The organism is Xenorhabdus taiwanensis, from assembly GCF_036512875.1.
In the GTDB taxonomy this organism is placed as follows: domain Bacteria; phylum Pseudomonadota; class Gammaproteobacteria; order Enterobacterales; family Enterobacteriaceae; genus Xenorhabdus; species Xenorhabdus taiwanensis.
On record NZ_AP028978.1, the window covers coordinates 2,985,080 to 3,008,474 of the forward strand.

Consider the following 23,395-nt stretch of genomic DNA (forward strand, 5'->3'; position numbering starts at 1 on the left):
TTGCGCTAAAAATTTTCTTATGTCCTTTACTGTCTAGTTTCGTCCATGCAATATTAAGTACAGAATGAGTACAAAGTAATATTTATTGTGAGTACAAAACGACATGGCTCTTAGTGACACAAAATTACGTTCTATACATGGTAAACCATATCAGGGAAAACCTGAAATAACAGATATCGACGGACTTAGCGTCCGAGTGTCTCCCAAAGGGGTGATTACATTTCAGTGCCGTTATAGATTGGGTAGCAAACAACATAGAATTGGAATAGGTCGATATCCGGCTATCTCATTGCGAGATGCTAGAGCAAAAGCTGTAGAAACAAAAATTCTTGTGGAGCAAGGGGTAGATCCTCGAACGCTGAGTGATTCTACAGAGAAAAAAATAACAACATTAGATGATTGCATTAAGTATTGGTCTGATACATACGTGTATACACAACTGAGACCAAAAACCCAAGCTCTCTATGATTCTATGGTGATAAAAAACATATCCGGGAAATTTCCTAATACAGATGTTGAGGAAATAACATCCAGAGAATGGATTGATTTGTTTGTGGCATTTGAAAAAGAAAATCCCAAAAAAGCACATAAATTATTTATTCAGTTAAAATCAGCTATTAACTGGTGTATCAGGAGACAACTGATAGACTCATGTCAAATAATGAAAATCAACCCAAGAGATGTTGGTGAAAGATCTAGTGTAGGCGATCGGGTTTTATCATATCAGGAGCTTGCTAAAATTTGGTTATCCATAGAAAGAAGTCGGGCATCAACATCTAATAAATTATTACACCAAATGGTGATGTTATGGGGATGTCGGTTGTCAGAGCTTAGATTATCCACCATTCAAGAATTCGATTTAGAAAATGAAATATGGACAGTCCCTTCCGAGCACAGTAAAACTAAAAAAGTAATACGACGGCCAATATTTGATGGTATTCGTCCTCTTCTTGATAAAGCTCTTATCACTTACAAAGATATTCTTTTCCCTGGTCAGGATATTTGTGAGCCAATTACTATAGCGGCGGCGAACAGGTATGTAATACGAATTAGGAGTGGTTTGGATATAGATAAATGGCGAGCACACGATTTTAGAAGATCGCTTGCAACTCGCCTATCTGAGGAAGGAGTGGCCCCACATGTAATAGAGAAAATGCTGGGACATGAGATTGGCGGGGTAATGGCTGTTTATAATAAGCACGATTGGATTGATGATCAGCGTGAAGCGTATAGTATTTATTTTGACAAATTAATGTGGCATGTTAGGAAGATAACTGATTAACACCGCCATCCTCTAGCCATTTATAAAAATCCTTGCGTAGGTAAGCCTTGGGTCGGAGTTTTACTGGTCTTGGGAACTTCCTACGCTTCTCGTAATCCCACAGTGTTTGTCGTGAAGTAATACCGAGCTTTCTCATCACTTCATCTTTTGATATTAATTTTTCATCCATCCTTCATCTCCTTCTGAATCATCCGCACATAATACGCCAGCACTGATTTAGCGCTGAACTTCATGTGGTTGAGTGGTTTAAATTTGGGGGTGTATTTATCGAGAATTGCGGTAACTTCGGTATCGTCGTATTTGGGTAAATTTCTGAGTTCTTTCAGGCAATCCCTTGCCACCTTCCTTCTTGCGTTCTCGAATGATTGGTTATTCATGGATGACGGAATTTAATTTCTCAGCAAAATCTTTGGCGATTAAATCTATTTTTTCGCCGAGTTGTTGCATCGTTTTGATATCGTCACTATCAATTTCCAGCCTAATTACGTCACGCATTAACTCATGCAGATGTCGGTAATAACCAATTGCGTGTAATATTTCCTGCCCTGTATTTTCACCCGACTGTGATATTTTTTTAGTGTTTAAATTAAACGAACGACTATTGGAGGTGATGACGTATTTACCTAAATCTATTTTCATGCTCATACTATTTCTCTCAATTGTTCATTACCGACATTAATTAAATAATCTCGGTCAACGGTTGTTATTATTCTGCGTGGGTGGGTGAATGGTCGCCAAATTAATAATAATGACCCTTTGTTATTTCCATTTACTGGCTTTTGTGTTTCTGCATTAATAAATGAAATCCGCCCACCTGTTATTAACCTGACCTCATCCGCTGTTTCTCTTGCCAATTTAAACCAGCCCACAGAGGTATCAGAGGGAACTAGCATCACTATTGGTTGTAGTTGCTTCTAGCATTCTATAGCCGCTTTTTCTACCCATGGTGTAATATTAGAATAGGGTGGATTGCAGAAAATAGAACCGTGGCTCACCCAATCACATTCCAGTGCATTATCTCGTTCCGTGAGATAATGGGCGCACAGGGTGTTTTGAGCATCGGCGGCGGCATCTAAATAAAAACCGAATTCTAAATCGAGAGCTAAAAATAACGGAAGTGGGGTTTGCCAGAGGTCGCGGAATTGTTTTGGGGTATTACTGCCTCCGAAATCGCTCATAATCCTCCCCGCACTCTCTGCTACAAAATGCTCCGTGTGTTGCTGGCTCTGTCTCACACCATCGACACATACCGTTAATACTGGTTAGTGCTGGTGGTCGGTTCTGGAGGGCATGAGATATATTCAGCTCATTTAATTCATTCGCTGCGTCGATAATATCCATGTTATTTCTCGCTATTTGTTGGAGTGGCGATAGAGAGGTATAATATCTTCAACTCCCATCCAATCTATTTCCTGTGGATTAATTTCGCTAATCTCATCATGCAGCTCATCCATACTTCTAATCTTATATTTCCACGCCACAGGCTCCATATTTTCATATTCAGCGAGCTTTTCTACGGCTTTACATATTTTGATTATATTTTCTGGCGATATCGCTAAATCAAAATCAGTGACCTTAATTGCCAATGTATCTTTTGATTCATCATTATCTGACCTAATGAAAATAGAATATTCTGACAATACTGCTTCACTGCGCTTTTTCATTTCCCGCGCCAATTCAATCACATCATTGTTCATTTCTGGTTCTCCTTACATGTTTCCCATCCAGCTTTAAATGCTTCCCAATAATTCTGGGCTGGCATGTTAAAATAATTTCCATTACTATCTTTTTCTAATGCATTTTCAAAATAACGAAACTCAGTTAAAAGAAATTTCTCAAACGCTTCTCTGCATAAATCTGAATTAGTCATTATCATCACCTGTATATTTAATTTTACCTGTCAATATTCCATCAATTAATGTGCGCATTTCCCAGCACCAATAAAATGACTCGACATAAACAGATAATTTCCCGTGGTCATGTTGCTTGCGCTGAATAAACCGTTCCGCAGCTTCACGGGTTAAATGTGTATTTACTGTTTTGTAGTCGTATTTCCAATAGAAAATATATGAGTCCTCTAATACAAATATTATGCACTCAGCTTTTTCTTTATCAGATAGATCCCACCAATCAGACAAATATTCCTCTTGTGCGTAATTAAATATTTCCTGTTTCTTTTCATCATTTAAACGAGCTAATACGCCCTCTAGGGAATAATATCCTTTATCATCATAATATATTCCCACTTCGTCATCCTCAGAGCCGGTTACCCTAACTCGTTCTCTAACTGTAAATGATGGGTACGCCGTAAAATGCCGATCAACCCCTGCACCTTTGTGTTGATATTCTAGGCGCTTAACAAAATCATCCCATGTTTCACGGGATAATTCGCCGCCGTCTGCCAGTGATGTAAAATCAGTCATCATTTAAACTCCCTGCATATATTCGCTGCCCGTTCGCACATATCAGTATCAAACCAGCCGAAGTGACATTGGCTGGGGCTAATTTCCAGTTGACTTGCTAACCATTGATACGCCTCCGTGCGTTCTAAATTACGATTTCTAACTACATCATCGAAATACCGATGAGCCGATGCTCTGGCTCTTCGTGTCTTTTTATCCGCCAGTGACCCCATCGGGATATCCGTTCCCGGATGAATACTGACACGCGCACCACATGTCCAGCAGTGATACAGCCACGGCCATCTGCTGTCATGGATACGTTTAAACACATTCAGGTGATGCTCAATCATCACGTGTCTGCCACAATATCGGCAGTGGGTCGGAATGGGATAGGGGTCATTGACTCTCTGAATTGCTCTGGGATTTGGGTTCCACGGCGTGAACTGCATATATCCTCCCGTATTTTGGTTATAATAATCCTCCCGCCGCATAGCAGCGTAGTGATAGGGTTGGGGTTAAAATAGGTCTAACTAAAATATTTCGCAGGATTCAGAGCAGGAACCGGTATCAAATTGTTTGGCTGCAACCATTTCTCGGTAGAGGTTTTGATAATCTGTATTTGAATACATTCGGGCTATGCCATCTAATGACAAATTCCCTCTATACATTATTTCTTTAGGTGTTTTTCTATGACCATCCCTAACATGCTTCCCTTTAATGCAGTATTCTTCAAATACTCTTTTCATCATTGGTTCATCTTGACAGGCTAATCCTAGTTTTTTACTGCTTTTTTTGATGCAGAACATGCAATTACCTAAATGCTCCGGTGTTGTTAAATCAAATAATTGTCCTTTCCACCAATCTAAAATATCCTGCTTGTCAAAGTCAGAAATATCCGCCAGATAGCTCACCCCATCCTTGCGGGTTAATCTCCGTGGCTCATCCGCGCGAATACCAATCCATGTCTGATAATTACCCCGTCCAAAATGGTCATTGCAGTAATCCCGAAATGGCCTCAATTTCAGGCGGTCAGTGCAGAATGCCCCGCCGATATATGGCGTCCCATATTTTTTCACCATTTCCGTGAACGGTTTTAATATAGGCATCCGTGTCTGGATATCTTTCGGTTCCCAAATGATATAACCATTGGATGCGCCGAGTTGAGGATTGATATCAGCCTGTAATACAACTAACGGAATATCCCAGAAATTTACAACATTCCTGACAAATTTGTAGGTAAATGGGTGCTCCGCCCCTGTATCCATAAATACATAGCGAACATCCTCACCTTGTTTGCGGCGCTGCTCCATGAGATATACGAGGTACGCCGATGTCCTGCCACCAGAGAAACTGACAACATTGATCATGGTTATGTCCTAAATATGAGGTGGGGAATTTATTCAGCGCGTATTACGCAATTGGTATGGTTAGGATATTCGACAGTGATTTTTTTAATCAGAGCATCCTGCTCGGTTTTGCTCATCCTGAGCCATTTATCATATGTGCATAAATTAACTATGTGAGTAGGGGCCCGTGTATTGGGCGGCTCATAGATGTAGAGGTATACATTCTGATCATTCATTGGAGGTTCCTATTTGGATTGCCGAATGGTGTTAGAACGGTATGTCATCGTCAAAATCCACAGGTGGCTGGCCTTGTGGTTGTCGTGGTACTTCCAAGAACCCATTTGATTGTTGCCCTGAATAATGTTGAGCGTTTATTTTGCGTTCGTCCTTATCTTTCAGATTTGCAACCATTTTATCGATAGTGGTAGAGGGTAAACCCGCTACTTTTTCGGTAATGGTCTGGCGAGTATCAGGATAGAATGGGATACGGATATCCATTCCGTAAGTATCATCACCGTTATTTTTCGTCCTGAGTATTTTTTGTAATACCAACCCAACTCGCTTACCTGTGAATTCAGGTGCAACTATATTGTTGACTGAAACCATATGGCTTGTGACCTGACGGACGCCACAGCATCCCATAATGGCCTGCACCATACTTTGACCAAATGGATTAGCTGAGCCATCTTTCTTCTTGCAACAAATACTCAGATAACTGACCTTTCGCCCGTCATCTGCCTCGCCAGAGAACTCAATAAATTCTGCGCCATGCTGACTCTTAGTCAGTTTTGCCTCGCTAATGGTAATGACATACGCGCCGCTTTCGTTTATAAAACCTCCTTGTCCGGCACTCATTGCTGATTCTTGGTCATAGGTGAAAATTATATTATTCATGCTGCTACCTCATTTGTTGTGCGGGTTTCAATTCCGTAGTATTCACATATAGCGTCATCTACGGTTTTCAGATCGTTTTCAATTTCTGAGCTATCAAATAGCCCCATTGGTGATTTAACTGTGTCGAACCCGTTGTTTTGGGTCGTAAATAGATATTGTCCATCCCTGACGAGGGTTTTTAGTACGATAGTAAACATCCCTTCGACCGTGATTTTTTCATCTAGCATCTTGCCGATGGTTTTCATTTTCACCTTACCCATCTGGGTTTCTTCCGTGTGTGATAGGAAGTAAACCCGTAAATTATCCGGTGTCTTGCTGATTGCTGCGTTGATCACGTTCCATGCGTGAGAGCCTATTTCAGTGAATTTATCGAAGGATTTTTCTTCCGAACGGCGCATAAACTCATTCGCCATGAGGTATTGAAAATCGTCAACGATAACAACTGATTTCCCATATTTAGCAGCTCCCTTAATGACAGCTATGATTTGTTGCCAGCTATCTGTGGAGCAAATAGCACCGTCGGGATTGTCTTTATTAAAAGGCTTCCATGTTGCGGAGCGAAACGGCAATGGCTTCCTGACCGTTTGGATTAGCAACGTTTCTTCCGTGTTTAGGTTGCGTAAACTGGCACTTTTTCCTGTGCCAGACTCACCGAGGATCAATGTTGCAGTTCCCATATCTGACTACCTCACTAACCAATAATTGATGGTGAATTCAATATCAGGATCAATGTCAGGCTGCTTTAATAACCACGCAAAATAGCTGGGGTTATCTTTTTTAACCTCTTCAAATGTCATACCTTTGTGCTTGCCAAACTTGAACCTGTGCAGTAATGAGGGCTGGTTGCTAATATCCAGCATTTCATTATCAGTCCAACCCGATTCATCCTTGATACGTTTAAATAGTGCTGCTGTCACTATGCAGTCATATAGCGCCCTGTGCGCATGTAACCCATCCGGTACAAAAACATCCAGTTTTAGTACATACCGTAGATATTGGTTGCTGTGACTTTCCATGTCAGGCCATAACCGTCTTGCTAGTTTTAGGGTGCAGAGAAACGGCGCATCCATTTCTGGCATCATCCGTGAATCAAAAGCGGCATTGTGGGCAACCAGAAAATCCGCCCCTTTGTATTTATCAATGACATCAGTAATAGATGGAAATCCCGTTACCATTTCATCCGTAATATGATGAACAGCCATTGCGCCAATTGAGATGGGTTTTAAAGGGTCTACAAAATGGGATTGTTTTTCAATGTAATTGATGATGTTGTCCACAATATCAATACTGGCTATTTCAACAATCCCGCTGTCCATGTCACATGTTTCTGTGTCTACTACTCTATAAATCGTCAATTTTAATCTCCTGTCCAGATACCACCATGACGGCGGTTAGGTGAATCACCACGATAGAAATCGTGTTCCGTGTGATGAGTCGCGTGATAATTCCGCCATGCTTGTCGTTCCTGTTCGGCGCGTTGCTCTGCCATGTGTTGTGGCAGCGGGGGGTGATTTAATGCGGCGTAATGATTGATGTTTCGTATCCGCTCTGCTTTAACCTGTTCTGCTATGGGCAGCACGGCGGGGTGAGAGGTATTACTGGTAATGGCGGCTACTAATTCCCTGAGATATTGTTGCCGCTCTGTCGGGTCTTTCGGCACGTAACACCCTGTCGAGCGCCGATAATACCCGTTCACGTGAAATCTCCCGCGAAATCTTGAGCACTGGCTGGCAATCCCTCCATACCCAACACCTCTCTCTTGTATTCCAGCTCCCTGTGTTCGGCTATTTGTTCGTCCGTATATTTACGTTTCTGCTGCTCATTCTGAGCACTGTAGGGGTTGTAATCGAATCTCATGCGACCCTCCGTTGCATTTTTCCCAGCTCCTCCATGAGGCTATCTACCAAATCCCTATCTGTGAGGTATTCAGCTAACTCATTCATTCCCCACTGACCGCTATCCATGCGTTCAGCCATCGTGCATTCCATCCCAACTTTACTGTATTGGTCAGTGGATATTTCAACGCAGTTTGATGCGTGCTTGATAACAGCATCATCGTAAAGTCTGATTTTCATTGTTCGTTACCTCCCATAGCTTCGCTTGAGTATTTCCATAGCCAGCCACCAAACGTCTTCACAACGCAGGTTACAGGCCATCCCTGCCAGTTCTTGAGCCTGACATAGAAGACGTTTATTTATTTTCATGATTGATTATCTGGCGATAAGTAGAGTGAATATGACCGCTAGAATTGAGAGAGTGTAGTAATAGAAACTATCGGGGATCATTTTAAATCTGCGTGAATGTGTTTAGGCATTATTTATCCTCCAGTGGCATTGCGCCGTCTTCTGGGTAATCAGTGCAATAAATAGCTTTTCCAATATATCTGGAACCGTTTATATCTTCTATTTGTAATTTATCACATATAGTGTATTCTTCATTCAATCTATTTTCTTCAACTTCCTCATAAGATATACCAACCATATCACATGCATATTGTATTTGTTTAATTGTTAGCGTTATTCTACTCATTATTTACTTTCCTATATTCAGGTAATAAAAAGCCCCGCATTGGCGAGGCTGTTATTTAGTTGCACTAGCTTTTATTTATAAAATGGAACCCCATCATAAATACATACTATTGGTGGATATAAAACAAATGCAGCTAATATTAGACACAATATTTTACCACCTATCTTTTTTACTACTGTACATGCTGCTATAACTAAAATAAACCCAGCAATAGCGGACGGCCAACCTAATATATTTCCAGCCAATACAACGTAAAACAAGTGAATGGTTTTTATTACTGTTAATATATCTTCCACACATATTCCCTCATGAGCCCATTGTCGAATCCATGAATATATCAGAGTAACTCACCACAGCCCACTCGGAAATGAGCTGGAGTTAGTCAACTGAGAGCCGCCCATTTACGATAACATGCGCGTTGATTCCAACATAATTGCGTCAAACTACGACGAATTTCAGAGCGCGGGGCATGAGACACAGCCCGCCCGCGATAATATTCAAAAGATTCTTTACATTCAGCTGCAAATTTCATTGGTGTAGTCATATTTATACCCTCACTATTAGTTATTATTATGCCTGCATATTTAACCACCTCAGACGGCAGTGGTTTTCACTGTACCTCTACAGTGAGAAATCGGTTAATATCTTCTCACCCCTACAAAAGTGAGAATAATTAGATGCCTATTAGTGCCACGTGGAATATCGTTAAAGATATATCCAGTATTGGTAAGAAGATTTTTGATAAAAAAGTCAGTGACGAAGTGAGAAAAGAAATTCAAGAAATGATTGATAAATCATCCGAACTATACGATCGAATTGTCGCTCTTGAGGATGAACGACAGGCGAACAGACAACTTATCTCTGAGCTTCAAGAAAAAATCAATCGTACCAAAAATTTTAAGCGTGAGTTTAAGCAGTATAAACCACACCAGCTTGAATCGGGTGCGCTTGTTTATGTTTATGACACGATGATTCATTCCAACAAGCCACTTCACTATATATGCACAAAGTGTGTCGATGGTTCTGTAATATCGATACTTCAACCTAAAGATGTTTCTTGCTATGAATTGATTTGTCATGAGTGCAACTCAAATTATGTCATGAGACAAAAAGTTAACGGCTTCTTTGCTGTATCTCGAAATTCTAACTCTCAATAAGTTTTGAAAAGCCTTTCGCCAAACTTTCAGCCAGATTTTCCAGTCTGGCTGTTTGCTTCTCCTTGTACTCATCACTAACTAAGCCTGCTTCACGAATAGCAATTGTTTTATACACTTCAATAGCTGCTGTTCTGGCGTCATCCGACAAATCTTTAAATTTCATTATTATCTCCTGTCATTTAACATCTCGCTGTTACTGTTGTTGATTTGATGTGCCTGCTTTTAACCACATCAGGCGAGGTGGTTCTGCTACTCCCCAGCAACAAAATCGTTTATAATTCAATCTCCCCAGCAAACAAAAAGGACAAATAATGACCACGCCATCAGAGAGGTAAGATATGATTATCCGCGCAATGAATGACAGAGAGTATTTAATGAGTCCGATAAGCACTGAAAAATTTCAGTATCTTACTGATGAGCTTGGTGAGGAAAAATTAGCGAAAGATCTGAGTTACCTTCAATCTATTGGATTAGTTCAATTAGGTGCGGTTGAGATTGGCACTACCGATGATGAGCCTTATTCATTTAATCTTAACAAGATGGCATTAACTGCTGCGGGTGTTGACTATGCCAATATGGACACCATCGGAAATAAAATCAACACGGTAACTATCAAGATTCACCAAAATACCCTTGAGCAGATTGAAACCATTATTATGTCTGCTAATTTGCCTGAGTCAGAAAAGAAAACCCTTTTGCAATTGGTGAAAGAAAAGGGTGCTGAATCTGTTGTTGGCAAGTGTGTTGATACACTATTTGCTAATGCTAGCGCTGCAACACAAGTTCTTTCTGAGTTGGCGAAGAGTGTATTCTAAACCCTCGCACTAACCCCGCCGCTTTCCAATCGACGGCGGGACTTGGTTTTGGTTGAATAGAGGGCCACTTCACTCATGCAGCAAGATCCGCTGCCGTTGTCGTTTTTAATATCTTTCTTCAACTCAATCATTAATTGTGCCAGTACATCAATTTCATCTACTGGTTTAATGATTGAATCCCAAATTTCTTCCACTGAGCGACTTTGGAGTTTCTGCGCTGCCTCCTGTTGTTTCTTTGCTAAGAAAGCGGCTCTACGCTCATAACGACGAGCTGCGTAGTCACTCCGTATAACGGTTACTTTAGTCATATCGCCTCCATAAGTAAGTTTTGGTGGTGTAGTTATTCACCTTGTTTTCACTACACCCCAAAACCTACTCAGTGGTGGTTGATTCAAGAATGCCTGAATCTGTTCCATAATGTTAAAGAGCGGTATCGAATCATCCAGTTCTTCATATGCCACTGGCGGCTACTTCGTGGGCGTCCTGCCTGTTCGATGATTTGAATATACAGATAAAACTGTATTCTTGCAACAGGTAAAACTGTATTGATTTACGTGAAATTTGTATCTATTTGTGTTTGGAAGGATTTTAGATAATAAAAAACCCGCCAAAGCGGGTATGTTGGAGGTAGATTTCGGGATTATCGTTTCCTGCGGTAGATGCGATGCTCAACCATTGTCCCTATGATAGTGAGCCGTAATCGTTGGCTGTCCAAAATAGGGTAATCACGGTTTAGTGGGATTAACTCAAAGTGTCGCACACCATCAATACTGATGATTGTTGGTCTGTATTTTTTAAACGTAGCTTCGTGCTCGCAATTTGCTGCAACCACAAACTCTCCTGGATTTGGAGCAAGCTCAGGATCTATCACGACGATATCTCCAGCTTTAAATTCAGGTTCCATCGAATCGCCGTCTATACGCAATGCAAAAGCACCTGCCGACCAATTCATGTCGGTCATGACATACTCTAATGAGCCGTCACAGTCACTGATAGGAATGTTTCGAGCCAAATTTCCTGCCTGGATATAACTAATTAATGGGATCTTACGAACATTTACATCGCTCAATGGTTGGAAATTATCGCCTGTCATTAGCCACCCTGCGTCACATTTTAATGCCGTTGCTATGCCTACAATGTTACGGGGTTTGACAGTTTTTCCATCCTCAATGCTAGCCCACGATTGTTGACGTATGCCAGCAATCTCAGCCGCTTCCGCCTGTGTTAACCCCAATTCAGCCCTGCGGGCTCTTACTCTACTTGCAAGACTCATTATACCCCCGTTTCGAAAAAGAATTCTTACAGTTAAAACTGTATTTGACAAACAGAATTATCTGTTATTAAATACAGATAAAACTGTAACGAGGAGATCGATGAGAATGGAAACAATATCTCAGAGGCTAAAAGCACGTAGATGTGAGTTAAAAATGACTCAGGCGCAATTAGCTGAGTTAGCCGGAATGAAGCAGCAATCAATTCAAAGTATTGAATCAGGATTAACTCAGCGTCCCAGATTTATTCTGGAATTATCTAAGGCGCTGAATTGCGATCCTGAATGGCTACAATACGGCAGATAATCAATCCCCGCTCTTTAACATTACAGACCGCTCTAGGCACTCTTGGAGCAACTTAACATCACCTATCTCAGGATAGTTGATATTTCCGTTCATTAACTAAACAAATATTAATTAATTTCACTTTAGGAACTATATCAGATGGAAATAGCAAAAACTGTCAAAAATACTCGTATTACGTGTAAAGCCCATTCTCTAGAGAGTTATTTTCTCAAATCAGCTTTAGATTTTGGAAACAATGATCTGGCGCGCGAAATGGGAATTCACCCATCTACATTGAGTCGGGATAAAAACCGAATAGCGAAATTAGCTAGTTTGATGGTTGTGAAATTAGGACTCCCTGAATGGGCGTTTGAGTTATCTGAGTCTGATAGCAAACCTGTAGTGGTCATTGAGGGTGAGCACGCAGAACGATTGATTCAGGCACTGGAACGGAAAGGTAAGGTGAAAAGAAAAACCTCGAAGGGTGCCACCTCCGAGGCTTCTGAAATGCAACTTGAGATGTCGATTTAACGACTGAGAGGAAGTATGCAAGTCCCTCTCAACAACACATTTAACAGAGGTAATTATACATGAAAAATAAATTTAATCACAGTGCTGTGCATAAAAACAACATGCGCGACAGGTTGGCTCGTTCCATTACTGAGGATGGGGCGAAAAAACTGCGTGATGCTCTGGAAGATGCGAAGTTGCGCAAGGAACATCGGGAAGAGCTGGCTGGAGATGATCGCCATGAGTAACGTTGCATACGCTGATTTTGGAGCTAAAAATAGGCAAGAGAGGCCGATAGTGGCAAGCATTGAAGATGGATATGCCCGTCTGTCAAATATGCTGTTGGAAGAGTACGCAGGGGCAGATTTGAACAAGCGTCATTTCAAGGTGCTGCTTGCCGTTCTCAGACTGACCTACGGGTGGAATAAAAAAATGGATCGTATCAGCGATTCACAGATTGCAGAGATTGCTAAGTTACCAGTTAAACGCTGCAATGAAGCAAAGCTGGAACTGGTTCGAATGAATATTTTAATCCAGCAAGGGAACCGGTTCGGACCAAATAAAAACGTTAATGAATGGGTTATCCCTCAAAACAGGGGAAAATCCCTCAAAACAGGGGACTCTGAATCCCTCAATTTAGGGGATAGCTATCCCCCAAAACAGGGGGACACCAAAGACATTATTCCAAATACAATTAAAAACAATAATACACCCCTTACCCCTCACGAGGGGAATGAGGATGAGGTTGCTAAACCTAAAAAGCGAAAACCTACCCCAAAAATCAACTACGACGACTATCTCAACGCCTATAACGAAGAGGTTGGCGACCGCCTGCCTCACGCTGTAGAAGCCAATACCAAGCGCCAACGAGCCTTAAAGAAAATCATTCCAAAACTAGCTACTCCGAATGTTAACGGTTGGAGAGCTTACGTTAGGGCATTCATGAAGATGGCTCGCCCGTTTTACTTCGGAGAGGGTGATCGAGGATGGACGGCAGATATTGATTTTTTGCTGAGAGAGACAACGCTAACAGGCGTTCGTGAGGGGAAGTTTGCGGGGAAAGATGATGAATAATTACATCGAAAATAGTCATGAATATGAAACCAGTGTGATTGGTGGGTTGCTGGTCGGAGGGTTAACACCAGATGCCAGCGATGTACTGGCAACGCTGGAGCCAGAAATATTTAGATCGCCGTTCTGCCGTGAGGCGTTCAAGATCATTCGCTCACAGGCCAAGACCAGAGGTCTGATTGATTCTCTAATGGTGGCTGATGCGATGGGGGACGGTAATTTCGCCAATGTCATGATGACAGCCAAAAACTGCCCTAGCGCCGCTAACCTCAAGGGCTATGCGAACATGGTCTCAGCCAATCATGAACGCAGACGAATGATTGAATTGATGGATCAGGCTAAAGAGCGCATTCTGAATGGCACAATTGAGAATGCAGCGGAAACTATGGATTGGTTTATTTCCCAAGCGACGGAGGTTCGCAAGCCACGTGATGAGATCCAACCACTGCACATATCTGAGTTACTGGATGATTACACCGAAGTGCTGGAGAAGAGACTCAAGAACGGTGAGCAGTCCGACACGCTGAAAACGGGCATTGATGAGCTGGATGAGATCACCGGTGGCATCAATCCAGTGGATTTAGTGATTGTTGCGGCGCGTCCGGGTATGGGTAAAACAGAGTTCTCGCTGAAAGTGGCAGAAGGTGTTGCAAGCCAGACGGTCACAGGAACCGACCAGAAGCGCGGTGTATTGATCTTCTCAATGGAGATGGACTCTCAGCAGATAATCGAACGTCAATTAGCAGGATCGTCAAATCTGGCAGTATCAGCATTGCGAAACCCCGCCAGAATGGACGACGAAGGCTGGACGAGAGTGGCTGGAGGTATTGGTAGGTTGCAAGGGTTAGATGTTTGGGTTGTTGATGCCAGCAAATTGACTGTTGAACAGATTGCTGCAATTTCAAGGCGACACAAGAAGGCACATCCGGCGCTGTCACTCATCATGGTTGATTATCTGGGGCTGATTGATAAACCCAAAGCTGAGCGTAATGATCTGGCGGTAGCGCATATTTCAGCCAGTTTAAAACGGCTGGCGAAAGATACTCACACTCCGGTTATTGCTCTCAGTCAACTATCCCGCGATGTCGAGAAACGTACAAATAAACGTCCGGTAAATGCTGATTTACGAGATTCTGGCAGTATTGAACAAGATGCGGACAGCATCATTATGTTGTATCGCGAAGCTGTATACGAAGAGAATTCCCCCGCCGCGCCCTATGCTGAAATTATCGTAACAAAAAACAGGTTCGGGCAACTCGGCACGGTTTACCAGCGGTTCCGCAATGGTCATTTTATGCCAACCGATCAGGACGAGGCAGCCAGCGTCTGCCTGAGCAACGACAACAAACCGCATAAACGTTTTGCTAAAGGCGCTAACGTTTAACCCCACCATAAGGACTTTTGAGATGAAAAAGGCTAAAAAAGGAACAAAGAATTTACTAATTCGAGTATCAATAGCGTCTTTCGTTTTGGTTCCCCTCTTAGTAATTATTATTCTCACGTGGCCTATCCAGCAATTGAATAAATCCTCCAATTGGTTATTCCAGAGAGTTTATAGATTTGTGATAACTAACTATTTCGAAAGGGTAAGATAATGAAAATCAAACAGCTACAACAACAGATTCACCAACAAAATATCGACGCGGGTTGGTGGGATAATCCCCGTGAACGCGGAACATTGCTCTGTTTAATCCACTCCGAAATCAGCGAGGCAATGGAGGGGGAACGTAAAAATCTAATGGATAATCATTTGCCTCACCGTCCTATGGCTGAGGTTGAGTTAGCTGATGCTGTCATCCGTATTTTGGATTACGCAGAGGCATTTGGTTATGACGTCGAGGGCGCGATTGCCGAAAAATTAGCATACAACAGGCATCGGGCAGACCATAAACGAGAAAATCGCGCCAAATCTGGCGGTAAGGCATTTTAATGAAAATCAAAACATCGAAACTAACGGGACAGGCGTTGGATTGGGCTGTGGCGTTGGCTCAGGGGTGGCAAAAAATGGCGGATTACAACGGATACTCAACACCTAATGGAGTGGTGCTAGTCTCTGAATATGCTCCGTCGTGGGATTGGGAAGTGTGCGGGCGGTTGATTGAGGAATTCACAATGGATTTAACTCCAGTCATAGGTGGGACTTATTGTGCTGGATCATCAATTACAGATGGTGCGCTATGTCCTGATGATTATGTGCACATAGATATGTACGGAGATACTCCTCAAATCGCCATCTGCCGCGCCGTGGTCGCTGCAAAATTGGGCGATGAGGTTGAGATACCTGATGAGCTGGTGGAGGCAAAATGACAGACAATGTTGTTCCCCTTAAATTCAGCAAAGATAAAAAAATCAGCATTAGCACCTCAGTCACTTCCAAAACATCCGAGCAATCCCGCTGCAAACATCTAGCAATAACAGTCAATGAGCAGTACCGTACCATCAAATGTAGTCGGTGTGGTTGTTATGTCGATGCATTTGATTATCTGCTGGCGCAGGCGTATCGAGCTGAACACGCGGTGCGAGAAATTCAAGAGTTGGTCAAGCGGCGGGATGATCTGAGAGTCTCATGCGACAAGCTACAACGGGAAGAGAAGAACATAAAAGTTCGATTGCGGGGCGCTAAAACACAACTGCAATTTCTGGAAAACGATATCAAGAGGGCAAATGACAATGGCTAGAACAGCAATTGAACGACTGAACAATTCAGCAGGCCATAATTACCAGTGGTCAGCAATGTGTCAGGTTCACATCTGTAAAAAATGTGGCACAACAGAGCACCGCAGCGGTTGGTATTGGTGGGCGGGTTATAAATCGAAAGTTGAGCCGCCATGCGATCGGCGATGCTCTAAGGATGAACTACTGAAATGGCAAGAAGAGGCTATTTTCGAAGGAATATAACGGAGATTAGATGGAAAAGCAGGTCTTTCTGCTTAGAAATGCGAACATACTCAAAAACCTAATAGCCTCTCTCAATAAATTACCCCTCAACGACGAATTCCCTATTCAAGTCACCCTATCAGATTCAAGCCGAACACTACCGCAGAACGACAAGTTCCATGCGTTATGTGGTGACGTCTCTAAACAGGGGATTGAGTGGGCTGGCAATACGTGGAAGACACCGGAATGGAAATGCATTTTTGTTTCTGGTCACGCTAAAGCGACAGGAAAAGAAGGGCAGATCATCGCAGGGCTGGAAGGTGAACTGGTGCCGTTGGCAAGGGAAAGTACCGCCAGAATGAGTGTAAAGCGCATGAGCAGTTTAATTGAATATTCACAGGCATGGGCTGTATATCAGGGCGTCAAGCTTACAGAGAAACGTTACACGCTGAACTATTACGGTCATAGGGTTTAAATTAAGTGGAGGCAGGATGAATGTTAAAGATATTTCTCAGCATCCCAATAAATTAATCGGTGAGCTTTATGAAGAAAACAACCGATTACGCAAACAATTATTGATAACCAGACAGAGCTTAATTGGCGTTAATTCTCGCTTGGACGCCGCACAGCGTGAGCTGAGTTTACGGAATTTCGATATCAGTTGTATACCGCCGATTCCTATATCACCACAGATTAGAAAATGGATGGATGAATATGGTGTGCCGTGGGAAGCACTGTATTGCCAGATCTGCCGGAATTGGTTTTCTGATTTAGATAGTGCATTTCCATACCATTTGGAGGGGTGTAGATGCATATGCGATGAGGATTAAGTCAAATGAAATACCTCACATTCACACTGATTATGGGACTGGCGTTAGGGGGATAGGGTGGAAATTAGAATAACTGGCGGAACATGGTACTGCTACCTATGCAACAAAGAACATGATGAAGGGGCGGGATGCCCGAGATTGAATCCACAAATAAGAAAATCGGAAAAGGAAATCATAAAATCACTACAAGAAGTTGCTAGAAAAATAATGGAAACGGAGAACGCAGGAAATGAAAAAGCTGGGGCGACGAAAATGTAAAATCTGTCGTGAGTGGTTCTATCCCCAATATGGCAATATCGAGTGGTGTAGCCCGGAACATGGTACAGAGTTAGGACTACGACGACGAAAGAAAGATAACGAAATCAAGCAGAAGTTAGCCCGCGATAAACTCAAAGCCCGCAAGTTAGCCGTAAAACCCCGCAGTTATTGGATTCAACAAGCCCAACGCGCCGTAAATGCCTATATCAGAGAACGAGACCGCGACTTACCGTGTGTCTCCTGTGGTACGTACACATCTGCTCAATGGGATGCGGGTCATTACCGGACAACGGCAGCAGCGCCACAATTGAGATTTGATGAACGGAATATTCATCGCCAGTGCATTGTCTGCAATCAGCACAAATCAGGGAATCTGGTTCCATATCGGGTTGAGTTAATCCGGCGTATTGGTCTGGCAGCGGTTGAGCGTATCGAATCCAATCATGACCGCCATCAATGGACGATTGAGGAGTGTAAGGCTATCAGGGATGAGTATCGGGAGAGACTCAAGGAACTGAAACGGGAGGCAGCATGACAATTGATGCATGGATTGCCATTGGCTCATGGGTGATTTTTACGCTCATCTATCTACCGTGGCAAATAGTGCGGCATAGAAAACGAATGAGAGTCATTAGTGCAATCAGAAAAGGCGCAATCCTGATGCGGAAATATAAAGCACTTAAGGAGTTAATCAGTGGTGTTTACTAACTTTAAGGAGGCTCAGGCTTATGCAAGGAAGCGTCGTCTGGAGAATAAAGAACACTATGCAATCAACCAGAGACCACAGGGGCGATTGACAGTTGGAAAGTGCGGGAAATATCGGGGTCAACGCCCGGCGTGGACAACACGCGATGATGAGCGCCCTGAATTCTATAACATCACTCACAGTAAAATTTACAAGCTACACCCTGCTGATGCGCCATTAATTCTAGGGCTGTTGGCGGAAGGGTTGACCCAAAAAGAAGTGGCAGAAAAGTTTGATGTTAGCCGTTCTGGCATCGCAACTTTTGTAAGAAAAGCAAAGGCAAATCGAGGATAAAATGAATTTAGAATCATTACCGAAATATTTTTCACCCAAAACCATTCAATTTAGCGACTCTCCAGCCGCAACGGCTACTGATACATTTTCAATTACCGATGTTATGGCCTCACTAGGATTGGCGTCCGCTCAGGCGAGGCTGGGTATTGAACTGTTTTTGGCGAAACAGGGGATCAATAAACCGGATGATGCGGTGGAGAGTCTCTATCAGTATGCACTGACACAGGCATACAAACACCCTGCTATTGCAAAACTCGATGAGGATATTAAACGAGGCGTTTTGCAACTACTCGCAAATTATGCATTTCAGGATTACGCGAGAAGTGCAGCCAGTAAGAAGCCATGTCCAGAGACGCATTGTGAGAGTGGGTTTATCACCGTTCGTAAATTCACGACCAAATATGGAACCAGTGAGGGACTGTTAATGAAGGCGTTAGGATTAAAGCCGACGCGATTTGTTACGTCAATCCATGAGGTGGAAGAGACATGCCGTATCGTTTGCAAAACCTGTGATGGGAAAGGTGAGGTGAGTCACTCATGCCGATGCAATGGGCGTGGGAGGGTTCTGGATAAAAAACAGACGGAGTTGATTGGTATTCCGGTTTTTAAAACCTGTCCTAAATGCTCTGGTCGCGGATATTCTCGACTGAAATTTACTGAGATATGGGATGCAGTGAAGCCACTAACAGGAGTATCCAAAACTACTTGTTACGATAAATACCAGCCATTATTTGAGCATCTGGTAACGGAATGCTTTAAAGAGGAGGCTAGAGCTGATTCCATACTGCAAAAACTCACAAAAAGAGAAATAATTTCCATTTAAATTTAAATAAATAGTAAATTAATATTGCATTTTTCGGAAAAATAGCCCATCATTGCTCTAACGATGGGTTATTGCCTCTCGTTGAAACAGAAAGGAATTCCCAAGCCTCGCCCAGTGCGGGGTTTTTTTGTTTTCGAGATTCAACTAAAACATTAGGAAATTTCGCCTAATTAAAATGGATTTTTTGTTCTCAGTAGTGTAATACAGTAAGTGCATTACTTGACTAAAGGGATAGGGGATGCCGGGAAATATAATTCATTCATATCATGACATAATGAGACATTATAACCACCCCGGTCAGGTGAGTTTTGGTGAGTTGGCTTATAACCAAGGTTATAGAGTTGGTTGTTGCTTAGATAATACTTACTTCCCACGTGTCCGACGTGTACTTGTTGTTATCGATGTTGGCTATCGCATTTCCTCATCCAATTCCTCATTGTGTGGTGATTTTAGCGGGCAATCAATCGCAAATGTTATATCTCCTTTATTCACGGGGACTAATGCGAATTGTATTTTTCTAGCAGTAGATCAAGCAGGAAATATGATACACCCACAAATTATAGCGAACACATGCGGAGCGCCTGTTTTTGCGCCACAAGGCAACATAATAATTAGATTTCATCCGAATAATAATGCCAATCCAACACAGTGTGTTCTCATAAAAGATCCAAACAATCGGATAAAATATTTTTGGCCACAAATTTAAAAAATTGCTTGTTGGCTCCATTAGAATAGTTATCACATACAAGCCTCGCACTCGCGGGGTTTTTTGCTATCTACCCGTAGTAAATCCAACTACCTAAGAATCCTCGGTAGTTCAAAATCTCGTAATAGTCCGGGATATTCAGAGGAATATTTCAAGAAGGCAAAACACATTGTCATGGTGACAATGTTATCTTGCGTCTGGTGTCAGAGTGATATCCCTGACCGTCAGCCTCACGAAACGAGGCTCAACTCGATCATGGTCGGACAGCACCCTATAATATTGTTAAATCAATGCGTTACATGTGATTTTGGGTGATATGAGCAGCACCTCGATCAAGGCTAGAGAACACCCCTACATGCTAGATAAATCAATGTGTTAATGTGATTTCCGGCGGAAAAGAGAACACCCCATGAAAGATGAATTCGAATAGTGCGATGAGTTCGATGGATTTTAATTCCCCCGAATTTGAGGGAATCTAGTGGGTCGAATAAATAATGAATACAAAACGTCAACACACCCTAGTAGTCTACTTTTTATTTTCGCCTTTTTTCAATTTAAGCCCAAAGAGAATGAGCCCAATAGCCACTAAGCTTTCGACAGTACCCAGTAAAAAATCATCATATTGAATAAATCTAATACCCGCCATAAAAAGTAATATCACACCGACAAGAATAAATTTAAATGACTTTTGTTTGAGTGGGTTTTTATCGTTCGGTTGCATAAAAATCCTTTTATATTAAATGTTAAAATCTAGCATGAGTATCACATGTTCGGTCATTCCGAACAACTCAACCTGTCGGCGAAACCGACTAGTTCAAATCCCAATATGGGAATCCCCATAACGGAACAAATTCAAGTAGTTAGGAATTACGAACAGCTCATTATTCAAGGCTGCGCATGGCGTGGCTTTTTTTGTTTTGTGAGGCGCTTTATGGAAATATCCATAATTACGTTAATTTCCCTTAGTGTATCAATGTTTAGTTTTGGTTGTGTGTTTGGCCTCATGCTAAAGCGTGACTGATAAGTAATGTCAACAACATAGCTCCAAATTTGCCACCGCAATCACTCCCAGAACCTCAGTCTCTCCTATTGCGGCTGGCAACCTACTCACCACAACTCACAGGGGTAACCATCGTTCACCCCACGGACGCCCATTGTTCAGATGGGGTGGAATATGAAGATGAAAGAAAATCCTGACTTATGGGCTGACATATTAAACGGCCTGAAAAACTCGTGGCCGCAAATATCCGGCTCTGTTTTGGCTGCCTTGATTTGCTACGGGCGCCTGATTTATGACGGCGTGGAACGAAAGAACCGCTGGGTCGAGGCACTCCTGTGTGGTGCGCTGTCATGGAGTGTATCCAGTGGGTTAGAGATGTTCGGCATTCCTGCCAATTTTGCACCGGCTATCGGGGGTGCCATTGGGTTTATTGGTGTTGAGAAGCTACGTGAGTTTGCTGTTCGTGCCATTAATAAACGTTTGGGAGGTAAAGAGTGACCAGAGGTATTAGGAACAACAATCCGGGCAATATCCGCCACGGTGACCAATGGCAGGGACTGTGCAGCAGGCAGACTGATAAGTCATTCTGTCAGTTTATCGCACCAGAGTACGGTATTCGGGCGATGCTCAAAATCCTGCGCAATTACGTGAAACTCTACGGCGATAATACCATCCGCCAGTTTATTTCCCGATGGGCACCACCGAATGAGAATAATACCGAGAGCTACATCACGTATGTGAGCCAAACAGTCGGTGTATCCAGTCATGCCGTGATTGATGTTAACGACAAATCCATCATGACAGCATTGACTAAGGCGATGATCCAGATGGAGAACGGCAAGCAGCCTTATTCTGAGGCAACGTTTGAAAAAGCGTTTGAGTTGCTATGAACGCCTACGAGAAGGTAGTACTCGTTATTATAGCCGGACTCATTGCTTGGTCTAGTTGGCTGATGGCATCATTAAACGAAGTAAATGATTTAAATAAAAAACTAACGACTGACTTCAATGAACAAGTTGCTATCAACGCCACCCAGCTAGAGCGTATCCAGCACCTCACAGAGTTAGACACTAAACACATTCAGGAACTCGCCAATGCCAAGACTAAACTTGATGAGCTTAGCGATACTCTGCGCGCTGACATTAAGCGCGTGTACGTCAAAGCCGAGTGTCCCGTGTCTGAAACCGCTGCCCCCTCCGGCGTGGATGGTTCAAGACCCGCCAGACTGGCGAAAGACGCTGAACAGGATTATGTACGTCTCCTCGGAGAACTCGAAACCCTTGAAGCCCAGCTCCTCGGACTGAGGGATTGGGCGAAGACTGAATGCAGAGGAAATAATGGAAAACCAACACCGTAAAATTACGGGTTACCGTGAATTAACCCAAGATGACATTGATTGCATGAACAAGATTAAGGCACTTGGAGAGGAACTAGGTAAGCTCTATGACTATCTTGTGGTTACCAACACACAAACGGGCAGTCATCAAATTGATATGCGTTGGCTGAATGAAGGCCGTACGGACTTGCAAAAAGGGATTATGTGCTGGGTTCGTGCAGTGGCCCGGCCAATGACATTCTAATCACCACCCCAGAATCATTTGCTCAGGAGTGGCAGGAGTAGGTTAAGGGCGTGGTGTTGGTACTCGTTTGAGTGGTTGATGTTTTAGTTCTTGAATGAGTTGGTGTTATTTATCAATATAAAGTAATTATTCGTTTTTGAGTTTAATTGATGTATACTGGTTTTTTATACAGTCACAATGAAGGAGGAGGGAATGTTTTTAAACAAATTTGCTCGTCTTGCATTAACTGCAACTTCTGTGGCTCCTGTATGCATCACATTGGCCTATTTGTCTCTTATCCAAAAAAACCATATCATGCTTGGTGTATATATAGCTATAGGAGTTATAAGTGTTTGTTTCTGTATTTTTATATTGAATTATTCTATTCATCATTCAGAACAAACAAAAAAGAATATAAAAACAGCCACTCCGGCTAACAAAGAAGTAACTAATTACTTTTTGACATATTTATTTCCATTACTTAGTACGTCTGGAACATTTCTTGACTGGAAAATTGCTGCATTCTTTTACATTAGTTTGCTTATTTATGTTTCTTTCTCTGAGGGTTATAGTTTTAATCCGTTGCTATCATTCTTCGGTTATAAGTTTTATGAAGCAGAAGATGAGACGGGTGTTAGTTTTGTATTGATTACCAAAACAGATTTATTTTCAGTGAATAACGATAGATTAGATGTTATAAAGCTAACAGCTCACACATACATTGTTGTTTAATTCACAAAG

Annotated in this window: 45 protein-coding genes and 1 pseudogene; 25 read left to right on the plus strand and 21 right to left on the minus strand. The window is 42.4% G+C overall.

The features are described from left to right. The first annotated feature begins 103 nt into the window (after nt 1-103). Nucleotides 104-1,282: a tyrosine-type recombinase/integrase gene (locus ACE1SE_RS13700; RefSeq protein ID WP_374051369.1), complete on the plus strand. Its 1,179-nt coding sequence runs from the start codon at nt 104-106 to the stop codon at nt 1,280-1,282. Here ACE1SE_RS13700 and ACE1SE_RS13705 read toward each other — a convergent pair. The 17 genes and pseudogenes from ACE1SE_RS13705 to ACE1SE_RS13785 all read right to left on the minus strand — a co-directional run bounded on the left by ACE1SE_RS13705 (nt 1,263) and on the right by ACE1SE_RS13785 (nt 8,749). Next, nucleotides 1,263-1,451, minus strand: a complete 189-nt coding sequence (locus tag ACE1SE_RS13705; protein ID WP_374051370.1) for a helix-turn-helix transcriptional regulator — start codon at nt 1,449-1,451, stop codon at nt 1,263-1,265. The genes ACE1SE_RS13700 and ACE1SE_RS13705 overlap by 20 nt on opposite strands. A gap of 200 nt (nt 1,452-1,651) precedes the next feature. Continuing rightward, on the minus strand, nt 1,652-1,927 hold the full coding sequence (locus ACE1SE_RS13710; RefSeq protein ID WP_374051371.1) for a hypothetical protein: 276 nt from the start codon (nt 1,925-1,927) through the stop codon (nt 1,652-1,654). Next, a pseudogene (locus tag ACE1SE_RS13715) lies at nt 1,924-2,460 on the minus strand (phage N-6-adenine-methyltransferase). The gene ACE1SE_RS13710 and the pseudogene ACE1SE_RS13715 overlap by 4 nt, the downstream one beginning before the upstream one ends. Nucleotides 2,461-2,634: 174 nt before the next feature. Then, nucleotides 2,635-2,979, minus strand: a complete 345-nt coding sequence (locus tag ACE1SE_RS13720) for a hypothetical protein (protein ID WP_374051040.1) — start codon at nt 2,977-2,979, stop codon at nt 2,635-2,637. Then, nucleotides 2,976-3,152, minus strand: a complete 177-nt coding sequence (locus tag ACE1SE_RS13725) for a hypothetical protein (protein WP_374051039.1) — start codon at nt 3,150-3,152, stop codon at nt 2,976-2,978. Before ACE1SE_RS13725 ends, ACE1SE_RS13720 begins: the two co-directional genes overlap by 4 nt. Next, nucleotides 3,145-3,708: a hypothetical protein gene (locus ACE1SE_RS13730; protein ID WP_374051038.1), complete on the minus strand. Its 564-nt coding sequence runs from the start codon at nt 3,706-3,708 to the stop codon at nt 3,145-3,147. The genes ACE1SE_RS13725 and ACE1SE_RS13730 overlap by 8 nt, the downstream gene beginning before the upstream one ends. Beyond that, nucleotides 3,705-4,133: a zinc-finger-containing protein gene (locus ACE1SE_RS13735; protein ID WP_374051037.1), complete on the minus strand. Its 429-nt coding sequence runs from the start codon at nt 4,131-4,133 to the stop codon at nt 3,705-3,707. The genes ACE1SE_RS13730 and ACE1SE_RS13735 overlap by 4 nt, the downstream gene beginning before the upstream one ends. Before the next feature lie 81 nt (nt 4,134-4,214). Next, nucleotides 4,215-5,051, minus strand: coding sequence for a phosphoadenosine phosphosulfate reductase domain-containing protein (locus ACE1SE_RS13740; RefSeq protein ID WP_374051036.1), 837 nt, complete (start codon nt 5,049-5,051; stop codon nt 4,215-4,217). 246 nt (nt 5,052-5,297) lie between these two features. After that, complete coding sequence (locus ACE1SE_RS13745; RefSeq protein WP_374051035.1) at nt 5,298-5,924, minus strand: DUF669 domain-containing protein; 627 nt, start codon at nt 5,922-5,924, stop codon at nt 5,298-5,300. Further along, on the minus strand, nt 5,921-6,601 hold the full coding sequence (locus ACE1SE_RS13750; protein ID WP_374051034.1) for a DEAD/DEAH box helicase family protein: 681 nt from the start codon (nt 6,599-6,601) through the stop codon (nt 5,921-5,923). Before ACE1SE_RS13750 ends, ACE1SE_RS13745 begins: the two co-directional genes overlap by 4 nt. Nucleotides 6,602-6,607: 6 nt before the next feature. Beyond that, nucleotides 6,608-7,273, minus strand: a complete 666-nt coding sequence (exoX, locus tag ACE1SE_RS13755) for an exodeoxyribonuclease X (protein ID WP_374053657.1) — start codon at nt 7,271-7,273, stop codon at nt 6,608-6,610. Nucleotides 7,274-7,281: 8 nt separating this feature from the next. Further along, a complete protein-coding gene (locus ACE1SE_RS13760) occupies nt 7,282-7,620 on the minus strand; it encodes a hypothetical protein (protein ID WP_374051033.1) in 339 nt (112 codons plus the stop codon). Beyond that, nucleotides 7,617-7,781, minus strand: a complete 165-nt coding sequence (locus tag ACE1SE_RS13765) for a hypothetical protein (RefSeq protein WP_374051032.1) — start codon at nt 7,779-7,781, stop codon at nt 7,617-7,619. The genes ACE1SE_RS13760 and ACE1SE_RS13765 overlap by 4 nt, the downstream gene beginning before the upstream one ends. Then, nucleotides 7,778-7,999: a hypothetical protein gene (locus ACE1SE_RS13770; RefSeq protein WP_374051031.1), complete on the minus strand. Its 222-nt coding sequence runs from the start codon at nt 7,997-7,999 to the stop codon at nt 7,778-7,780. Before ACE1SE_RS13770 ends, ACE1SE_RS13765 begins: the two co-directional genes overlap by 4 nt. 6 nt (nt 8,000-8,005) lie before the next feature. After that, entirely contained in the window at nt 8,006-8,128 is a 123-nt protein-coding gene (locus tag ACE1SE_RS13775; RefSeq protein ID WP_374051030.1) for a hypothetical protein, read from the minus strand. A 109-nt stretch (nt 8,129-8,237) separates the two neighbouring features. Further along, the gene (locus ACE1SE_RS13780; protein ID WP_374051029.1) at nt 8,238-8,453 is read right to left on the minus strand and encodes a hypothetical protein; all 216 of its coding nucleotides are present in this window, start codon (nt 8,451-8,453) and stop codon (nt 8,238-8,240) included. Nucleotides 8,454-8,524: 71 nt separating this feature from the next. Continuing rightward, the gene (locus ACE1SE_RS13785) at nt 8,525-8,749 is read right to left on the minus strand and encodes a hypothetical protein (RefSeq protein WP_374051028.1); all 225 of its coding nucleotides are present in this window, start codon (nt 8,747-8,749) and stop codon (nt 8,525-8,527) included. Between the two features lie 381 nt (nt 8,750-9,130). Between ACE1SE_RS13785 and ACE1SE_RS13790 the strand changes: the two genes are divergently transcribed. Next, nucleotides 9,131-9,610, plus strand: coding sequence for a hypothetical protein (locus ACE1SE_RS13790; protein WP_374051027.1), 480 nt, complete (start codon nt 9,131-9,133; stop codon nt 9,608-9,610). Here the strand turns inward: ACE1SE_RS13790 and ACE1SE_RS13795 are convergent. Further along, nucleotides 9,597-9,773, minus strand: a complete 177-nt coding sequence (locus tag ACE1SE_RS13795) for a hypothetical protein (protein ID WP_374051026.1) — start codon at nt 9,771-9,773, stop codon at nt 9,597-9,599. The genes ACE1SE_RS13790 and ACE1SE_RS13795 overlap by 14 nt on opposite strands. 211 nt (nt 9,774-9,984) lie before the next feature. Between ACE1SE_RS13795 and ACE1SE_RS13800 the strand changes: the two genes are divergently transcribed. Then, on the plus strand, nt 9,985-10,425 hold the full coding sequence (locus ACE1SE_RS13800; RefSeq protein WP_374051372.1) for a hypothetical protein: 441 nt from the start codon (nt 9,985-9,987) through the stop codon (nt 10,423-10,425). On the opposite strand, the gene ACE1SE_RS13805 is transcribed toward ACE1SE_RS13800, so the two are convergent. Continuing rightward, nucleotides 10,422-10,733 (minus strand): hypothetical protein, encoded by a 312-nt coding sequence (locus ACE1SE_RS13805; protein ID WP_374051373.1) that lies wholly within the window; start codon nt 10,731-10,733, stop codon nt 10,422-10,424. The genes ACE1SE_RS13800 and ACE1SE_RS13805 overlap by 4 nt on opposite strands. A 332-nt stretch (nt 10,734-11,065) precedes the next feature. Continuing rightward, nucleotides 11,066-11,698 carry a LexA family protein gene (locus ACE1SE_RS13810; RefSeq protein WP_374051374.1) on the minus strand — a complete coding sequence of 211 codons (633 nt, stop codon included), beginning with the start codon at nt 11,696-11,698 and terminating at the stop codon, nt 11,066-11,068. A 106-nt stretch (nt 11,699-11,804) separates the two neighbouring features. Between ACE1SE_RS13810 and ACE1SE_RS13815 the strand changes: the two genes are divergently transcribed. The 17 genes from ACE1SE_RS13815 (at nt 11,805) to ACE1SE_RS13895 (ending at nt 20,095) form a co-directional block, all read left to right on the plus strand. After that, nucleotides 11,805-12,002: a helix-turn-helix domain-containing protein gene (locus ACE1SE_RS13815; RefSeq protein ID WP_374051375.1), complete on the plus strand. Its 198-nt coding sequence runs from the start codon at nt 11,805-11,807 to the stop codon at nt 12,000-12,002. A 138-nt stretch (nt 12,003-12,140) separates the two neighbouring features. Then, nucleotides 12,141-12,512: a hypothetical protein gene (locus ACE1SE_RS13820; protein WP_374051376.1), complete on the plus strand. Its 372-nt coding sequence runs from the start codon at nt 12,141-12,143 to the stop codon at nt 12,510-12,512. 59 nt (nt 12,513-12,571) lie between these two features. Next, a complete protein-coding gene (locus tag ACE1SE_RS13825) occupies nt 12,572-12,739 on the plus strand; it encodes a hypothetical protein (protein WP_374051377.1) in 168 nt (55 codons plus the stop codon). Continuing rightward, nucleotides 12,732-13,565, plus strand: a complete 834-nt coding sequence (locus tag ACE1SE_RS13830) for a replication protein (RefSeq protein WP_374051378.1) — start codon at nt 12,732-12,734, stop codon at nt 13,563-13,565. Before ACE1SE_RS13825 ends, ACE1SE_RS13830 begins: the two co-directional genes overlap by 8 nt. Further along, entirely contained in the window at nt 13,555-14,946 is a 1,392-nt protein-coding gene (locus ACE1SE_RS13835) for a replicative DNA helicase (protein WP_374051379.1), read from the plus strand. Before ACE1SE_RS13830 ends, ACE1SE_RS13835 begins: the two co-directional genes overlap by 11 nt. 210 nt (nt 14,947-15,156) lie before the next feature. After that, nucleotides 15,157-15,492 (plus strand): nucleoside triphosphate pyrophosphohydrolase family protein, encoded by a 336-nt coding sequence (locus ACE1SE_RS13840; protein ID WP_374051380.1) that lies wholly within the window; start codon nt 15,157-15,159, stop codon nt 15,490-15,492. Beyond that, nucleotides 15,492-15,869 (plus strand): phage protein NinX family protein, encoded by a 378-nt coding sequence (locus ACE1SE_RS13845; protein ID WP_374051381.1) that lies wholly within the window; start codon nt 15,492-15,494, stop codon nt 15,867-15,869. The genes ACE1SE_RS13840 and ACE1SE_RS13845 overlap by 1 nt, the downstream gene beginning before the upstream one ends. Next, on the plus strand, nt 15,866-16,240 hold the full coding sequence (locus ACE1SE_RS13850) for a hypothetical protein (protein WP_374051018.1): 375 nt from the start codon (nt 15,866-15,868) through the stop codon (nt 16,238-16,240). Before ACE1SE_RS13845 ends, ACE1SE_RS13850 begins: the two co-directional genes overlap by 4 nt. Further along, the gene (locus ACE1SE_RS13855) at nt 16,233-16,460 is read left to right on the plus strand and encodes a hypothetical protein (protein WP_374051382.1); all 228 of its coding nucleotides are present in this window, start codon (nt 16,233-16,235) and stop codon (nt 16,458-16,460) included. Before ACE1SE_RS13850 ends, ACE1SE_RS13855 begins: the two co-directional genes overlap by 8 nt. A gap of 10 nt (nt 16,461-16,470) precedes the next feature. Then, complete coding sequence (locus ACE1SE_RS13860) at nt 16,471-16,914, plus strand: recombination protein NinB (protein ID WP_374051383.1); 444 nt, start codon at nt 16,471-16,473, stop codon at nt 16,912-16,914. Between the two features lie 16 nt (nt 16,915-16,930). Further along, nucleotides 16,931-17,269: an SH3 domain-containing protein gene (locus ACE1SE_RS13865; protein ID WP_374051384.1), complete on the plus strand. Its 339-nt coding sequence runs from the start codon at nt 16,931-16,933 to the stop codon at nt 17,267-17,269. Nucleotides 17,270-17,326: 57 nt separating this feature from the next. Further along, on the plus strand, nt 17,327-17,527 hold the full coding sequence (locus tag ACE1SE_RS13870) for a hypothetical protein (RefSeq protein ID WP_374051385.1): 201 nt from the start codon (nt 17,327-17,329) through the stop codon (nt 17,525-17,527). Then, nucleotides 17,499-18,062 (plus strand): recombination protein NinG, encoded by a 564-nt coding sequence (locus ACE1SE_RS13875; protein WP_374051386.1) that lies wholly within the window; start codon nt 17,499-17,501, stop codon nt 18,060-18,062. The genes ACE1SE_RS13870 and ACE1SE_RS13875 overlap by 29 nt, the downstream gene beginning before the upstream one ends. Beyond that, complete coding sequence (locus tag ACE1SE_RS13880) at nt 18,059-18,235, plus strand: hypothetical protein (protein ID WP_374051387.1); 177 nt, start codon at nt 18,059-18,061, stop codon at nt 18,233-18,235. Before ACE1SE_RS13875 ends, ACE1SE_RS13880 begins: the two co-directional genes overlap by 4 nt. Continuing rightward, on the plus strand, nt 18,222-18,566 hold the full coding sequence (locus ACE1SE_RS13885) for a hypothetical protein (RefSeq protein WP_374051388.1): 345 nt from the start codon (nt 18,222-18,224) through the stop codon (nt 18,564-18,566). The genes ACE1SE_RS13880 and ACE1SE_RS13885 overlap by 14 nt, the downstream gene beginning before the upstream one ends. A gap of 1 nt (nt 18,567) precedes the next feature. After that, entirely contained in the window at nt 18,568-19,389 is an 822-nt protein-coding gene (locus tag ACE1SE_RS13890) for an antitermination protein Q (protein WP_374051389.1), read from the plus strand. A 238-nt stretch (nt 19,390-19,627) separates the two neighbouring features. Then, nucleotides 19,628-20,095, plus strand: coding sequence for a hypothetical protein (locus ACE1SE_RS13895; protein ID WP_374051390.1), 468 nt, complete (start codon nt 19,628-19,630; stop codon nt 20,093-20,095). Nucleotides 20,096-20,621: 526 nt separating this feature from the next. On the opposite strand, the gene ACE1SE_RS13900 is transcribed toward ACE1SE_RS13895, so the two are convergent. Further along, a complete protein-coding gene (locus ACE1SE_RS13900) occupies nt 20,622-20,816 on the minus strand; it encodes a hypothetical protein (protein WP_374051391.1) in 195 nt (64 codons plus the stop codon). 453 nt (nt 20,817-21,269) lie between these two features. Between ACE1SE_RS13900 and ACE1SE_RS13905 the strand changes: the two genes are divergently transcribed. The 5 genes from ACE1SE_RS13905 to ACE1SE_RS13925 all read left to right on the plus strand — a co-directional run bounded on the left by ACE1SE_RS13905 (nt 21,270) and on the right by ACE1SE_RS13925 (nt 23,386). Further along, complete coding sequence (locus tag ACE1SE_RS13905) at nt 21,270-21,593, plus strand: phage holin, lambda family (protein ID WP_244185884.1); 324 nt, start codon at nt 21,270-21,272, stop codon at nt 21,591-21,593. Then, the gene (locus tag ACE1SE_RS13910) at nt 21,590-21,985 is read left to right on the plus strand and encodes a structural protein (RefSeq protein ID WP_374051392.1); all 396 of its coding nucleotides are present in this window, start codon (nt 21,590-21,592) and stop codon (nt 21,983-21,985) included. Before ACE1SE_RS13905 ends, ACE1SE_RS13910 begins: the two co-directional genes overlap by 4 nt. Next, nucleotides 21,982-22,452, plus strand: a complete 471-nt coding sequence (locus tag ACE1SE_RS13915) for a lysis protein (RefSeq protein ID WP_374051010.1) — start codon at nt 21,982-21,984, stop codon at nt 22,450-22,452. Before ACE1SE_RS13910 ends, ACE1SE_RS13915 begins: the two co-directional genes overlap by 4 nt. Further along, the gene (locus ACE1SE_RS13920; RefSeq protein ID WP_374051009.1) at nt 22,433-22,675 is read left to right on the plus strand and encodes an Acb2/Tad1 domain-containing protein; all 243 of its coding nucleotides are present in this window, start codon (nt 22,433-22,435) and stop codon (nt 22,673-22,675) included. The genes ACE1SE_RS13915 and ACE1SE_RS13920 overlap by 20 nt, the downstream gene beginning before the upstream one ends. Before the next feature lie 192 nt (nt 22,676-22,867). Then, nucleotides 22,868-23,386, plus strand: coding sequence for a KwaA family protein (locus tag ACE1SE_RS13925; protein ID WP_374051008.1), 519 nt, complete (start codon nt 22,868-22,870; stop codon nt 23,384-23,386). Nucleotides 23,387-23,395 lie beyond the last annotated feature (9 nt).

Bases quoted from the DNA above. Each gene is read 5' to 3' on its own strand.
- ACE1SE_RS13895 (WP_374051390.1), top strand. From the start codon at position 19,628: ATGCCGGGAAATATAATTCATTCATATCATGACATAATGAGACATTAT.
- ACE1SE_RS13880 (WP_374051387.1), top strand. From the start codon at position 18,059: ATGACAATTGATGCATGGATTGCCATTGGCTCATGGGTGATTTTTACG.
- ACE1SE_RS13700 (WP_374051369.1), top strand. From the start codon at position 104: ATGGCTCTTAGTGACACAAAATTACGTTCTATACATGGTAAACCATAT.
- ACE1SE_RS13720 (WP_374051040.1), bottom strand. From the start codon at position 2,979: ATGAACAATGATGTGATTGAATTGGCGCGGGAAATGAAAAAGCGCAGT.
- ACE1SE_RS13780 (WP_374051029.1), bottom strand. From the start codon at position 8,453: ATGAGTAGAATAACGCTAACAATTAAACAAATACAATATGCATGTGAT.
- ACE1SE_RS13705 (WP_374051370.1), bottom strand. From the start codon at position 1,451: ATGGATGAAAAATTAATATCAAAAGATGAAGTGATGAGAAAGCTCGGT.
- ACE1SE_RS13805 (WP_374051373.1), bottom strand. From the start codon at position 10,733: ATGACTAAAGTAACCGTTATACGGAGTGACTACGCAGCTCGTCGTTAT.
- ACE1SE_RS13790 (WP_374051027.1), top strand. From the start codon at position 9,131: ATGCCTATTAGTGCCACGTGGAATATCGTTAAAGATATATCCAGTATT.
- ACE1SE_RS13905 (WP_244185884.1), top strand. From the start codon at position 21,270: ATGAAGATGAAAGAAAATCCTGACTTATGGGCTGACATATTAAACGGC.
- ACE1SE_RS13865 (WP_374051384.1), top strand. From the start codon at position 16,931: ATGAATGTTAAAGATATTTCTCAGCATCCCAATAAATTAATCGGTGAG.
- ACE1SE_RS13745 (WP_374051035.1), bottom strand. From the start codon at position 5,924: ATGAATAATATAATTTTCACCTATGACCAAGAATCAGCAATGAGTGCC.
- ACE1SE_RS13750 (WP_374051034.1), bottom strand. From the start codon at position 6,601: ATGGGAACTGCAACATTGATCCTCGGTGAGTCTGGCACAGGAAAAAGT.
- ACE1SE_RS13830 (WP_374051378.1), top strand. From the start codon at position 12,732: ATGAGTAACGTTGCATACGCTGATTTTGGAGCTAAAAATAGGCAAGAG.
- ACE1SE_RS13820 (WP_374051376.1), top strand. From the start codon at position 12,141: ATGGAAATAGCAAAAACTGTCAAAAATACTCGTATTACGTGTAAAGCC.
- ACE1SE_RS13730 (WP_374051038.1), bottom strand. From the start codon at position 3,708: ATGATGACTGATTTTACATCACTGGCAGACGGCGGCGAATTATCCCGT.
- ACE1SE_RS13710 (WP_374051371.1), bottom strand. From the start codon at position 1,927: ATGAGCATGAAAATAGATTTAGGTAAATACGTCATCACCTCCAATAGT.
- ACE1SE_RS13795 (WP_374051026.1), bottom strand. From the start codon at position 9,773: ATGAAATTTAAAGATTTGTCGGATGACGCCAGAACAGCAGCTATTGAA.
- ACE1SE_RS13920 (WP_374051009.1), top strand. From the start codon at position 22,433: ATGGAAAACCAACACCGTAAAATTACGGGTTACCGTGAATTAACCCAA.
- ACE1SE_RS13800 (WP_374051372.1), top strand. From the start codon at position 9,985: ATGAGTCCGATAAGCACTGAAAAATTTCAGTATCTTACTGATGAGCTT.
- ACE1SE_RS13735 (WP_374051037.1), bottom strand. From the start codon at position 4,133: ATGCAGTTCACGCCGTGGAACCCAAATCCCAGAGCAATTCAGAGAGTC.
- ACE1SE_RS13925 (WP_374051008.1), top strand. From the start codon at position 22,868: ATGTTTTTAAACAAATTTGCTCGTCTTGCATTAACTGCAACTTCTGTG.
- ACE1SE_RS13835 (WP_374051379.1), top strand. From the start codon at position 13,555: ATGATGAATAATTACATCGAAAATAGTCATGAATATGAAACCAGTGTG.
- ACE1SE_RS13775 (WP_374051030.1), bottom strand. From the start codon at position 8,128: ATGAAAATAAATAAACGTCTTCTATGTCAGGCTCAAGAACTGGCAGGG.
- ACE1SE_RS13815 (WP_374051375.1), top strand. From the start codon at position 11,805: ATGGAAACAATATCTCAGAGGCTAAAAGCACGTAGATGTGAGTTAAAA.
- ACE1SE_RS13900 (WP_374051391.1), bottom strand. From the start codon at position 20,816: ATGCAACCGAACGATAAAAACCCACTCAAACAAAAGTCATTTAAATTT.
- ACE1SE_RS13850 (WP_374051018.1), top strand. From the start codon at position 15,866: ATGACAGACAATGTTGTTCCCCTTAAATTCAGCAAAGATAAAAAAATC.
- ACE1SE_RS13855 (WP_374051382.1), top strand. From the start codon at position 16,233: ATGGCTAGAACAGCAATTGAACGACTGAACAATTCAGCAGGCCATAAT.
- ACE1SE_RS13770 (WP_374051031.1), bottom strand. From the start codon at position 7,999: ATGAAAATCAGACTTTACGATGATGCTGTTATCAAGCACGCATCAAAC.
- ACE1SE_RS13765 (WP_374051032.1), bottom strand. From the start codon at position 7,781: ATGAGATTCGATTACAACCCCTACAGTGCTCAGAATGAGCAGCAGAAA.
- ACE1SE_RS13915 (WP_374051010.1), top strand. From the start codon at position 21,982: ATGAACGCCTACGAGAAGGTAGTACTCGTTATTATAGCCGGACTCATT.
- ACE1SE_RS13840 (WP_374051380.1), top strand. From the start codon at position 15,157: ATGAAAATCAAACAGCTACAACAACAGATTCACCAACAAAATATCGAC.
- ACE1SE_RS13890 (WP_374051389.1), top strand. From the start codon at position 18,568: ATGAATTTAGAATCATTACCGAAATATTTTTCACCCAAAACCATTCAA.
- ACE1SE_RS13825 (WP_374051377.1), top strand. From the start codon at position 12,572: ATGAAAAATAAATTTAATCACAGTGCTGTGCATAAAAACAACATGCGC.
- ACE1SE_RS13875 (WP_374051386.1), top strand. From the start codon at position 17,499: ATGAAAAAGCTGGGGCGACGAAAATGTAAAATCTGTCGTGAGTGGTTC.
- ACE1SE_RS13845 (WP_374051381.1), top strand. From the start codon at position 15,492: ATGAAAATCAAAACATCGAAACTAACGGGACAGGCGTTGGATTGGGCT.
- ACE1SE_RS13810 (WP_374051374.1), bottom strand. From the start codon at position 11,698: ATGAGTCTTGCAAGTAGAGTAAGAGCCCGCAGGGCTGAATTGGGGTTA.
- ACE1SE_RS13725 (WP_374051039.1), bottom strand. From the start codon at position 3,152: ATGACTAATTCAGATTTATGCAGAGAAGCGTTTGAGAAATTTCTTTTA.
- ACE1SE_RS13740 (WP_374051036.1), bottom strand. From the start codon at position 5,051: ATGATCAATGTTGTCAGTTTCTCTGGTGGCAGGACATCGGCGTACCTC.
- ACE1SE_RS13860 (WP_374051383.1), top strand. From the start codon at position 16,471: ATGGAAAAGCAGGTCTTTCTGCTTAGAAATGCGAACATACTCAAAAAC.